Genomic DNA, 11,899 nt, shown 5'->3' with positions numbered 1-11,899 from the left:
CCAGAACTAAGGGTTTTGCTTTAAGCTTTTGCCAATGCGAGTCCAATCACGGGAATAATAGAGGTAGAGGGCTTTTCCTTTAATATTTGATTCGGGTAGAAAACCCCAATAGCGCGAATCCAAGCTATTGTCACGATTGTCACTCATCATGAAATAATAGTTCTCTTTGAACTTATAAGTGCTTTGATACTGACCATTAAGGGAGAGTGAATCTGAGTGAAACTGTATATCAGAATGAGAGTTTTCTCTTCGGATTAAATCACCATACAATAGGAGGGAGCTTGAGTCCAGTTGTATTTGGCTTCCTTTTTTAGGAATCCATAAGGGACCTAGATTGTGAGTGGTCCATTTTTTCCTTTCGAAAGGAGGGTAGAGGCCCATATGGCCAATGAATATATCTCTTGAAATTGTAGGTTGCAGGGAATCTAGAATGATATTGGTGCAAATTGCTTGAACCTCATTATCAGTTAAGTTCAGGACCAAATTACTAGGCCTATTCCTGGTAGTAACTATTTGTTTTTTTAAGCTATCTGGAATTTCGGAGCGGTAAATATTTGGGACCAAATAGTATTTCCTAAGAACTAAGGCCGTGTCCCTAGCGATTCCGTTGACTTTACTACTGTTATTATGGATTAATAGGCTATCTCCTGGACCAGCAATACAGCGAGATAGGTACAATTGCCCGTTAGTAGGATGAGTAAAAACAACTATGTCTAAAACCTTTACGGCCTGGCAATATTCATAAGCCAAATGATCACCTACTTTAAGGCTGGGCTCCATAGATGGTGTTGGTATAGAGGCAAAGTTTATTTGTCTTCTTAAAAGATCTGCCGGGCCACTAACAGCATAAGGAATCAATAGAGAAATGGATAGGTAAACCCCTAAATAAACCAAGGAGTGATCCCATTTCGCAATGATAGTGATGGTTTCCCTTTTTGCGGTGCGATAGGCATGGATTGCGATCGGTATCCTAAAAAGTACAACTAAGAAGAATACCCCAACAAAGGCAAAAAAGCTCTTACTAATACTATCAACTAAGTAAAATAAGCCTAAAATGAATATCCAAATAAAGGCAAACTGCTTGTACTTATGTAGGTAGAGATGACCTAGACTTGGAAAGAGAATACTGTAAAGAGCGGCGATCCATGGTTTTTTAACTTTCTCCTTCACTAGTACTCAGATCTTCAGGTTCGGGTTCAGCTTTGCTTTTGCGCTGGCGATTATACCAGAATGAGCTCAGCAATAATACAGCTCCTACAGCCATCAAAACAATGGTTTTCGAGAGGCTGTTCAAAGAACTCAAATCCCAAAGAATCAATTTCAGCAAGATCAAACCAAAAAATACCATGGCTGTGATGCGTAAATGTTTCTTGTTTTTAGACATCCCTTGAGCTATTAGGAAGAAGCTGTACAATGCCCACAATATGCTTAGCAGTAATTGATTGTAGCCATCGAAATGGGCAAGTTTGAAAATATGTAATAATTCAGCTGAGAGCATCCAAAGCACGGTAATGTGAATGAAGATTTCCAAAGGATTTACCTTGCGATAGGCCGAATAACTTTTCTGACTGCTACGCCAGCTGAAATAAAGCAATAGGCCTAAGGCTAAGAAGGCGGGATAACGCAAAAGCATTTGACTTAAGCTGGCTTTTTGATGTAGGTCCTCTAAGGCCGTGCTGTAATGATCGGCAATTTCGGCTAGGAAGTAAATACCAGCAATTAAGAAAGCGGGAATTGCCAGCCAATTCAGGTATTTAAGGGCATTGGCCATTAGCTTAGAATGCAATCGCCATTGATTAACAATCTGTAAAATCAGCAAAAACAGAATACCAAAAAGGAATTCCCAGGCCCAGCCTAAATAATCGTAATTCGAATTATAGCGTTCATAGGAATAATTGGTCATCTCAATTTCATATTCGCTTAAGAGATAGAGCTTATTCCAATAAAAATGAATTTCCTGGCGAAAGATGAACCAAGTGCTAAAGAGGCTGATTACCGCAATGATGCGATCAAAACCGACAGTTGTATCTTCAGTTTTAACCTGTGTTCCCCGGCTGCGGTTTTGCATCCATAAAATGGCATAGCCAAAGCTTACCGTAATGAGGCTATATAAGAAGGGTAGATTGAAAAAGCTGGTTCTATTACTTTTTATTTCCCGACTAATTTGAAAGTAATCTTCATTCCAATCACTCATCAAACTGAAAAAACCGAGTATAAAAAGGGGATAGGCAAAGTATTGAAAGCTCTTGAGCTCCTTTTCCAAGGTCAACCAAAAGAAGATTAGCGCTTCCAGAGACCAAATCAGAGTGATGGTATTCCCATCAAATTGAGCAGGAATAGCCAGGCTAAAGAATAAAATAGCCAGGGCCATTTGCACCCAATACAAGTTGCGATTTTCGGGCGCCCAGCGGTAAACGGCATAACATAATAAACCATTAAAAAAGGCCAGACTAAAACTGAAGAGACCTAAATACTGATCCATTTGGCCAGCCTCCTGCAAGAGATAATAGCTTAAACCATAGTAGATTAGATTATTACTGAATAAGGCAGGAAGGTCCAGTTCCTTAAGTGGAAGTTTCTTAATTAGATGATAGCCCAATCGGGCTGCAACGAAAATCAAAAAGAAGAGCGCTAGGAAGAAGTGAGCACTGTTCTGACTACTATTTTCATAATCCATACCTGCCCACACCCCGAAAATGAGCCATGTGAATACAAAGGCTGAATAATAGAGCGATTGCCAGTTTCTTCGGATGGATATAAAAAGGATGCCCAGATTAATTATCGCCATATAGGCAAAAAGCACCTCGTAATTCCCAGACTCGGTGCTTACTAAAAAAGGAATGGCATAGGCTCCTACTAAGCCAAAATGGGCAATTACCGAGCGATTTAAATGAAGTGCTGCTAATACAGCTCCAAGGGTAACCACAAACATTAAGATTGAGGTTAAGCCTAGGCTATAAAAGGCATAGAATGAATAAGCAGCATAAGAAATGAAGTATAAAATAGCCAAGGAACCACCCAAAAGCACCGAGCTAAAATTGAGGTAGTTTTTCTTGAGCTTTAAGCTGATGCCCAATAAAACAAATCCCGTTACATAGCCCAAAATAATGCGGGTGGCAGGATTAATCATCTCATGATCAATGGCGTATTTGGCACCCACTATTACTCCAATTACTGTGAGTAAGATTCCGATTTTGTTTATGAGGTTTTCGCCAATGAATTTTTCTAAATCCCAAGTCAGGCTGCGGTTTTTAGATTTTGGAGGGACTTTAAATTGACCGGCATCCCTAGCCTTTTCGGGTTTAACAGGAGCTTTGCTATTTGGTTCCTTAGAGGAAATTGCCTCAACCGGCTTTTGGTCTTCTTTCACCGCCTCTGTCCATCGTTTATCGAGGGCAGCAGCCTCTGTATCTTCACTTCTTAAATTGGCAATTTCGGATTGAAGCAAACGAATTTCTCGATTGTTCCTTTCATGTTGGATTTGAAGGTTTAAGAGCCTTTCTTCCAGTGATTTAATTTTATCCGAATCGATACTCATATACTTAGGGAGAGGGTTTAATCAGCGAAAGCTAAGCAATTCCCTTAATTCGAAAAGGGATTAGCAAAGGCGGGGTTCTTAATAAATACACTATCAGTTAAGGTATGGAGGAAGGCTATGAGCGCTTTTTTCTCCGGATCACTTAAGTGCACACCACCTTTATGGGCATGTTGCAGTTTGGAATCTACATTGTAGGGTCTTGCTAAACCTTCACTATAAAAGTCAATGACTTCTTCTAAAGTCTTAAAACGGCCATCATGCATATAGGGAGCAGTAAGAGCTACATTGCGAAGAGAGGGAATTTTAAACCAGCCATTCCGATCCTGACCGCGAAATTCGATTTGACCTTTATCGACATAATCCATCGGCCTTCGAGCCGAATCCAGACCATTATTACTAAAATCACCGCTAGTACCCAAGGCATGAGCATCGGTAATATGACACTGCATGCAGTCGCCCTTATCCTGCAAATTAGCTAAGGTATAGCCTTGATACTCCAGAGCAGTAAAATGATCTTCACCTCGCAATACCCGATCGTATTTTGAATCTTGAGAGAAGAGGATGGATTGAAAATCAGCTAAGGCTTGGCAAATTAAACTGCTGTCGATTTCCTTCCCAGGATAGGCCTTCTCGAATAGAGCAGGGTAAAATTCCGATTGGCGGATTCTGTTTTCGGCTTCCGGCCAGTTAAGGTTCATTTCCAAGCTGTGGCGTACCGGAAAAAAGGCTTGCTCTTGCAAACTGCTTGCTCTACCATCCCAAAAGAAGCTTTGTTGCCAAACCAGATTAAAAAGGCCAGGGGTATTGCGATTCAATTCCCTGCCTGAAACACCACGGCTAAAACGCTTATTGCCGTCAGCAAAGGCATATTCTTGTTGATGGCAATGGGCGCATGAAATTTTTCCATTGGCACTAAGAATGGGATCGTAAAACAGGTACCGGCCTAATTCAACCTGTGCTGTGCTAGGTGTTTTAAAGTCGGCCGGTAAGGGAGGGAAAAAAAACAATTGAGGTATGGGCCAGTTTTCGCTGGGTGACCGATCTGCCTTAAAGGCAAAAAGAGCAAGCAGCAAAAGGCCAAGAACAATTCTCAGACTTTTAATCAAGGCTGCAGCATTATACGGAACTCTTCTTTCTTGATATTGCTCTTCACTCTTAAGATATAGACCCCGGCTTTTTGTCCGGAAATATCAATATCAAATTTAGTGGGGCTTTTAGACCAGCTTTGCACCACTTTACCTGAGAGATCTAGCAATTCAATGGATTCAATATATTGCACCTGGCCGGTTTTACGCGCATTAAGCTTAATTGGGCCCACGGTGGGATTAGGACTGGCGGTCATAAATTCTCCTTGGTCTACCTCATTTATGGTGTGAATGCCAGTTATATGCACATTGAAATTATCGAGTAACCAGCCATCTTGCTGAGTATCCACCGAGTCACTAAGAATTCGGTATCGCACTTCAATTGTATCGGTACTAAACTGTGAAAGCCAGCTCATATCTAGGCAAAGCCAAACATTATGCATGTCTCGAGTACCGGTAAAGGCCAGCTCACCATTGGGCAGTGTTGCTACATTGGAGTTATCAAAACCAAAGAAATTATAGACATAAGGATTGTTAAAGGCACTTTCCCAAGCGGAGGTATCGGTATAGCGAAATTCTAGGATTCCCCCGTCAATACTGTCTTCGAAATCAAGTGCTTGCATCCATTCTATGGCCAGAATTCCTACCGGTGCCCAAATGGGAACTTTGAAATAAAAGGTAGAGCTATCATTAATAGGATAGGAGTTGAGCGTGTCCGTAACAATAGCATTGGGCTGTGTGGCGGCCTGCTGAAAAAAGTTTTTAGAAGGGGCGCCAATCTGCCAACTACTATTGCTGTCAATTATGGCAAAGACTGAATTATAGACAGAGGTATCAGCACCATGGAAATATTGACGATAGTATTGAGCAGAAAGACCAGGACCTAAAAGTAGGATCAGGGCAAAAAAGTAGATTTTCTTCATTAGGGACAGATTTGCCCTAATTTACATCTTTTTAGGCTCGAGAAGCCTTTAATTCTTAGGAGGGTATCGATAATGACCAATAATTTTAAACTGGAATAAGCAATCGGCTAAAACCTGACCAGAGCCAATATTGTGCACAATCATTGGAATGCCATCCGCCGAAAGGCGATCTACAACCAAGCCGATATGAAGAATACCACTACCTAAATCCCAACAAACAATATCTCCGGCTTTATAATCTTTTGGCGACTTTGAGAGACTCAAAGTCTGTCCCTTGCGACTGAAGAACTTCATCAAATTGGGAACCCGTCTATGATCGATATTAGAGTCCGGGCCTTTCAATTGCCAATTCTGAGGATAGAGCTTAAAATTGGCTTTCATATCCTCATGTACTAATTGTTGGAGATCTACGCCCAATTTCCGATAGGCACGAATAACCACATCAGTACAAACCCCTCGATCGGCTGGTACATCGCCATTGGGATAGGGGATTCAAAAATAGGATGGATCGTAAATCACATCGTCTTTGGTGAGTTCCAAAGCCGCTTTAGACAATTGCTGGGCCCAATTGCTTTGGGCTTGAGCGAGCGGGCTGAAAAGGACTAGGAGAATTAAAAATCGGTTTAGCATTTAGCTAAAACGAGAAATTCAAAATCCCATTGTCTTGAATTAAGCCTCCAAGATTTGACGCTTATCGTGGTAAGGATGTCCGTAAATTTTTAACTCTTCTTCACTAAAACTGTGCAAGCGTAAAAGGTGTAATACCGGGCAGTAGGCAGCTAGGGCCGTAATCATAATAATGCCGGAAAAAATACTGATACTTAATCCTAAAGGATCACCCGAGGCCCCATTAAAGAGCCAAAGGCCTAAGACCAAGATTAGGAAGGAGAAAGGAAAACGGATACGACGGTCAGTGCGACCGATATTGCGATGACTTTTCATTTGTTTGGACTTAGAGCCCCCTCCAAATCCTCCACTAAAGTACAAATTTTAGCCTTAAAAATTACGATTCTAAAGCCTTGTTTATGAAAGCTAAATTTTAGGTGATTAATGGAAATTATGCGATCTAGGTTATGATGCTGGCAAGCTTCTTTTTCAAATAGTCTTCTTCCAATTTATTACTACAATGTTCTATTGCAATTTTCAACATTTTAGTAGCCTTATCAGCATGGTTTTCCATCAAATGCAATTCGGCCCAGGTGGCATAATAGAGATAGCTACGCTGCTCCAAGTCTTTGATTTCTATGGCTTCCAATTCGGCTTTCGCCTGATGGGCTTCTTGGATTTGCAGATAGATAATAGCCTTTGAAAGTGGGATGGAGGCCGAAGGTAGGTATTGATACATCTCTTGATAATAGTTCAAGATTTGCGGCCAATTGGTGCTTTCAAAATTAGCGGCTCGGATGTGCTCAGAGGCAATGAGGGCTCCAAAATGATAGGCGGAGCGATCCTTAAAATCATAGAGACTGCGATACAATGCATCATGCCCTAGGTCTATGAGAGGAGCGTACCATTTTTGGCGATCCTGTTGTTTAAGATCCAAAACCTCATCATCGCTTACTTTGGCATCTAAACGAGCGGCATTATAGCAGAGTAAAGCGAACAAGGCATAGAGACTTCCACTACGGAATGTTTTTCTGCTAAGCAGTAATTTGCAAAGACGCAAGGCTTCCCCACAAAGCTCCTTATCCACCAGGCTGTCAGGTTTATTAGAATGGAAGCCTTCATTAAAAATGAGATAGATGATTTGCATCACCGCTTGCATGCGAGATTCCATCTCATCAGGCTCAGGAAAATGCATGGCGATGCCTTCATCTTGAATTTTCTTCCGTGCCCTTTGTAAACGTTTCTTGATGCTGTCTTCCTTTTGCATCAGGGCACTGGCAATTTCTTTACCGGAGAAACCCGAGATCGCTTTTAGGGCAAAGGCAATTTGCTCGCTGCTGGAAAGGGCGGGATGGCAGGCCACGAAGATCATTCGCAATTGAGCATCATCAATCTCCGGATCGAGAAATTGCTCATTGATTTCGAGGGCCGAAGAGGCATGTGGAAAGGCCGCTTCTCGTTTCTGTCGTGCTTGAATTTGTCGCAATAAATCAAGCACCCGATTTTTTGCGGCTTGGGTAAGCCAGGCTTCAGGCTTTTCCGGTTGTTTCTCCCGCCATTGCAGGGAGGCTTTTAAGAAGGTATCCTGAATGGCATCTTCAATTAAATCGAGATGCTCTAAGCCAAAAATGCGGGCTAAAATAGCGACCATCTTTCCGTACTGATGACGGAAAAGATGGTCTACTATCGGTTCTGACTTATTGTTGCTGGTCAAAATTTACCACTTCGCGAATTTCCACTACACCATTTAAATCGAAGTCCGGGTAATCCTGGGCGACTTCAATAGCGGCTTCATAATTTTCAACGGCAATCTTATAATATCCACCAATTAATTCTTTGCTTTCTACAAAAGGGCCATCGCTCACAATACGTTGGGCTCCGGTCACTCTTTTGCCATGCGCATAAAGGGCATCACCACCACGGAGAATACCTTGTTTGTCCATTTTATCGCCCCAGGCAAACCATTTGCCCATGCGAGTTTGCAGTTCTTCTGGCGATAAGCCTAGTTCTTCGTAATCAGCACCTACGAAGAGTAACATAAATTCTTTCATTGTAAAAAATTGTTAGTGATGAGGGTTTCTAAATGTACTAATAATGTAAAGGGATATGCCGCAATTATTGCGGAGAATGCAGTCCTACGCGATTGCCTTCGGTATCGATAAACAGGGCGATATAGCCACTTTCACCGATAGCAGTTTTGGGGAGAATGATTTGACCTCCGGCAGATTCTACCCGAGCCAAATAAGGAGAGAGATCTTCTCCACCATTGAGATAAACGGTGGTGCCTTTGGTAGAAGGCTCAATACCTTCGCCATGGAAAATGGAACCACCCACAGCGCCTTCCATCCAATCTGAAGGGAAAATGGCCATTTTACTTTCCCCCATGTCCATATTGTGCATGGGGCCATCCATTAGGCTTTCGTAAAATTTCTGAGCACGGTTTAAATCCAATACCGGGATTTCGAACCAATTGATTGCATGCTTCATTTTAAGAGCTTTTAATTAAACATTTGCCCTTAAGACGAAGCTGTTTTTGGAGAAGGGGACAAATCCCCCGAAAAAAATTAACCGTATTGAACAGAGGTCATGGTTAAAGCACCTCCTACCGGCTCATCATTAAAGATGCGGAGGTTCTCCTTCTTATCTCTTAATCCTAAGCTATAGAGTAGGGGAATATAATGTTCGGTACTGGGGATGGCTAAATCAAATGCCTGACCTTGTTTACGGAAATCGATTAAAGAACGATCATCACATTGCTCCAAGAAATTGCGCATTTTGGATTGCGCTTCTAGGGCCCAGTCGAAACCAAAATTATCATTCAGTCGACGCCAATCCGTTAAACGTAGATTGTGCACCATATTACCGGAACCAATAAACAGAACTCCTTTACGACGTAATACAGACAATGCTCTGGCTAAATCATAGTGATATTGTGGTCCCTTGCTATAATCGATACTCAATTGTAAAACCGGAATATTGGCATTAGGGTAGAGGTGTTTAATTACCGACCAGGCACCATGATCTAAACCCCATTCATGGTCCAATAGGATTTCAGGTTCTTTAATGAGGTCTTTGAGTTCCTGGGCTAATTTAGGATCGCCAGGTGCTGGGTAATCGACTTCAAATAATGCTCGTGGAAAGCCTCCAAAATCGTGAATGGTTTTGGGCTGTGGCATGGCGGTAATGCGCGTGCCCTGTGTTTCCCAATGGGCAGAGATGCAGATTACCGCTCGGGGGGTAGGAAGTTGCAAGGCCGTTTTACGAAAGCCTTCCACAAATTCATTTTCTTCGATGGCGTTCATGGGATTACCATGACCGAGAAATAAAACTGGCAGTGCTTCTTGCTCCGGCAAACTGCGACTATGTTGATACAGTTCCTGTAAACTCATAAAGCTTGGACTTAAGGCCCCGAGGGCAGCTAAACGTAAAAATTTTTTGCGATCCATTGCATTGGCTAAATTAATGTTTAAACATTGAATAGGCAAATAAAAAACCACTGTTATAGCACAGTGGTTTTCTTTTTAAGGCTTTTACTGCTTAATTAGGCGATTCTCTAAAAGCACACCTTTAAGGCTACGTACTTTAATAAAATACACGCCTTTGGGTAAATCGGTGATATCGATACGAGCTTCCATTGCATTAATTTCTTCTTGCTTAAGCAGGGTACCGGCGGTATTCCAGATTTCCAAGCTGCTTAATTCTTCAGATGCTTCGATAGAAAAATCATGATCCACTACGGTAGGGTAAATGCTCCAATTAATTTCCTGAACTTCTTTCTCCGATAGTAAAACAGCACCTGTATTTCCAACCACAATAGATTTATTAAGGCTATTGTCGAAGGCAACGCTTTTAATTACCAAGTCCAAATTGGATTTCAATTCCAGTAAGGCCCAACCATAGAAGTAATTAGAGCCAGAAACAAAACGGATCCCCATGAAGAACTCGGGATTACCTGCAATGTCTTTATTGCTAGAAGAGGCAATGCGCACATGGTTTGCAGTCCATTTTTTACCACTATGTACCTCTTTTCCGATAAAAAGGCTTTCAGTATAACTTGGATTGGCAATTTGATCCACCACAAACTGCAATTTAGGACCGCTAACGCTCAAAACATAGTTTGAAGCACCAGTGCCGGATATCGCAAAAGTGATATCATCATTCATGTCCCCATCCAGGTCAAAGGAAAGAGTACCATCACTCAAGGTCATGGTATGATCGGGGTTGAAGTTGTTGTACACAATGGTGGCCTGTGCAGAAGTGGCCCAAAGCATTAATGCACTCGCTAGAATACTTATTCTTTTCATGTTTATGGGATAAGGGATTTCAAGCGAGCAAAATACTGTATTAAAAGTTCTAAGCTTGAATTTTAATACTTGGTTTTTAACAATTTAATTCACTAATCTAAACGGAAGCTTACGGGGATAATCATGCGGCTATTAACGGCTTTACCTTCTATTTGACCGACTTTCCACAGAGGCATTTTAACTAAAGCTTTCAGGACAGCTTCTTCTGCAGCCGTGTATCCAGTGCCATTCCGAACTATTTCAGGACTAGTAACCTTTCCCTCTTTGCTAATAACTATCTGCACATATACCTTGCCTTCTATCTTTTCCTTGACCATTATTTGGGGGTATTCCACCTCTTTTCTCAGAAAAGCCATCAGACTATCTATTCCCCCTGGAAATTCGGGTTGTACTTCAACTTGATGGTAGTCGTAGCTTTGCCAGGAGTCGGGATTTGCTAAAGAGTCTCCTTCTCCGGATTCCTTGAGAGGAAGATTAATATCACCTAATGTTACCAGGCCCGAACTAATTTCAATTGGCAAGCTATCCGCATTTTCAATTTGGTGATGAGTATCTAAGTGACAATCTGTTTTTACTTCGGCTGAATTAGGCTTTAGGCTATCGGCATTAATTTGCACTTCTATCGGGATGGAATCTGATGCCATTTTCAGTGTTCTGGGGCTGTAATAGCTGCTATTCCTATCAGGGTCATTAGGCTCATCACAGGAAGCGAGGTATAAACTCGCTAAGGCCAAAAAATAAAAGGCTTTATTGCGGTGTTGAGGTTTTTGGCTCAGGGCCTGAATGGTCACCATGATATCATCGTAGCTAAAATCTACTTCGGAGCGCTTCATCCTTCCGCATACTTGCTCCCCACGATGTTCTAATAAATAGGATAGAATTTCGACTCGGCTGCTAGCACTAAAGTCTATCACATTCTTAGCACAACTTTCACAAAATCGGGAGTGGACTCCAATTTTCATTTTATTCCAATCTGCCGGACAGGCTTCTTTGATTTCGGCTTTGAGCATTTTTACTATTTAAATTCTGTGATATCTTTTTTATCCAGGGAACCGATGGGAAATCCATACAAAGCCTGAAGCTTAATCAATTGGCGATAAGGAAATCGACTTTGATAGGAGCTGTAATTTTCCTGATCGGCTTTTACTTGGCTTACTAATTGATCATAATAATCCCAACGGCCCTTGGCTAAATTGAAGCTATCTATTTCATTTTCGTAGACTTGATAATAACCAGCTTCAAAAGGCACTATTCCTAAGTAAAAATTTCGTTGGGTGGCCACCCAAGTAGGACAGCAAATATGCATGGTGTCTCTATCCCTTATAATGTCAAAGTTTACATCATTGTAAACGATGGTGGCCGCAATACGAATCGATTGAATGGAATCAATATAATAACCCGATCGATATTTTTTAGTCAAGTCGCAAGGTCCTAAATCGGTAG

At 41.6% G+C, this 11,899-nt stretch carries 14 protein-coding genes; all 14 read right to left on the bottom strand.

Going from position 1 to position 11,899, the window contains the following annotated elements; translation table 11 throughout:
* Nucleotides 1–6 precede the first annotated feature (6 nt).
* The 14 genes from lepB to H4K34_RS00270 all read right to left on the bottom strand — a co-directional run bounded on the left by lepB (nt 7) and on the right by H4K34_RS00270 (nt 11,876).
* Nucleotides 7–1,170: a signal peptidase I gene (gene lepB / locus H4K34_RS00330; RefSeq protein ID WP_210758844.1), complete on the bottom strand. Its 1,164-nt coding sequence runs from the start codon at nt 1,168–1,170 to the stop codon at nt 7–9.
* Nucleotides 1,154–3,538 (bottom strand): DUF2339 domain-containing protein, encoded by a 2,385-nt coding sequence (locus tag H4K34_RS00325; protein WP_210758843.1) that lies wholly within the window; start codon nt 3,536–3,538, stop codon nt 1,154–1,156. Before H4K34_RS00325 ends, lepB begins: the two co-directional genes overlap by 17 nt.
* A gap of 44 nt (nt 3,539–3,582) precedes the next feature.
* Nucleotides 3,583–4,644, bottom strand: a complete 1,062-nt coding sequence (locus H4K34_RS00320) for a cytochrome-c peroxidase (protein WP_210758842.1) — start codon at nt 4,642–4,644, stop codon at nt 3,583–3,585.
* Nucleotides 4,641–5,546: a T9SS type A sorting domain-containing protein gene (locus tag H4K34_RS00315; protein WP_210758841.1), complete on the bottom strand. Its 906-nt coding sequence runs from the start codon at nt 5,544–5,546 to the stop codon at nt 4,641–4,643. Before H4K34_RS00315 ends, H4K34_RS00320 begins: the two co-directional genes overlap by 4 nt.
* 48 nt (nt 5,547–5,594) lie before the next feature.
* Nucleotides 5,595–6,038 carry a DUF1287 domain-containing protein gene (locus tag H4K34_RS00310; RefSeq protein ID WP_322107641.1) on the bottom strand — a complete coding sequence of 148 codons (444 nt, stop codon included), beginning with the start codon at nt 6,036–6,038 and terminating at the stop codon, nt 5,595–5,597.
* Complete coding sequence (locus H4K34_RS18150) at nt 6,039–6,176, bottom strand: hypothetical protein (RefSeq protein ID WP_322107635.1); 138 nt, start codon at nt 6,174–6,176, stop codon at nt 6,039–6,041. It lies immediately after the preceding gene.
* 39 nt (nt 6,177–6,215) lie between these two features.
* Entirely contained in the window at nt 6,216–6,488 is a 273-nt protein-coding gene (locus H4K34_RS00305; RefSeq protein WP_210758840.1) for a YgaP family membrane protein, read from the bottom strand.
* Nucleotides 6,489–6,612: 124 nt separating this feature from the next.
* Complete coding sequence (locus H4K34_RS00300) at nt 6,613–7,866, bottom strand: RNA polymerase sigma factor (RefSeq protein ID WP_246452163.1); 1,254 nt, start codon at nt 7,864–7,866, stop codon at nt 6,613–6,615.
* Nucleotides 7,850–8,203 (bottom strand): YciI family protein, encoded by a 354-nt coding sequence (locus H4K34_RS00295; RefSeq protein WP_210758839.1) that lies wholly within the window; start codon nt 8,201–8,203, stop codon nt 7,850–7,852. The genes H4K34_RS00300 and H4K34_RS00295 overlap by 17 nt, the downstream gene beginning before the upstream one ends.
* Nucleotides 8,204–8,267: 64 nt before the next feature.
* Complete coding sequence (locus H4K34_RS00290; RefSeq protein WP_210758838.1) at nt 8,268–8,639, bottom strand: VOC family protein; 372 nt, start codon at nt 8,637–8,639, stop codon at nt 8,268–8,270.
* A 77-nt stretch (nt 8,640–8,716) separates the two neighbouring features.
* Nucleotides 8,717–9,598, bottom strand: a complete 882-nt coding sequence (ygiD, locus tag H4K34_RS00285; protein WP_210758837.1) for a 4,5-DOPA-extradiol-dioxygenase — start codon at nt 9,596–9,598, stop codon at nt 8,717–8,719.
* Between the two features lie 84 nt (nt 9,599–9,682).
* Nucleotides 9,683–10,456, bottom strand: a complete 774-nt coding sequence (locus tag H4K34_RS00280) for a T9SS type A sorting domain-containing protein (RefSeq protein ID WP_210758836.1) — start codon at nt 10,454–10,456, stop codon at nt 9,683–9,685.
* Between the two features lie 92 nt (nt 10,457–10,548).
* A complete protein-coding gene (locus H4K34_RS00275; protein ID WP_210758835.1) occupies nt 10,549–11,466 on the bottom strand; it encodes an energy transducer TonB in 918 nt (305 codons plus the stop codon).
* A gap of 5 nt (nt 11,467–11,471) precedes the next feature.
* Nucleotides 11,472–11,876 carry a hypothetical protein gene (locus H4K34_RS00270; protein WP_210758834.1) on the bottom strand — a complete coding sequence of 135 codons (405 nt, stop codon included), beginning with the start codon at nt 11,874–11,876 and terminating at the stop codon, nt 11,472–11,474.
* Between the last annotated feature and the right edge of the window lie 23 nt (nt 11,877–11,899).

Source organism: Croceimicrobium hydrocarbonivorans, assembly GCF_014524565.1.
Taxonomy (GTDB): Bacteria; Bacteroidota; Bacteroidia; order Flavobacteriales; family Schleiferiaceae; genus Croceimicrobium; species Croceimicrobium hydrocarbonivorans.
This window is presented reverse-complemented; position numbering and strand designations above follow the sequence as displayed.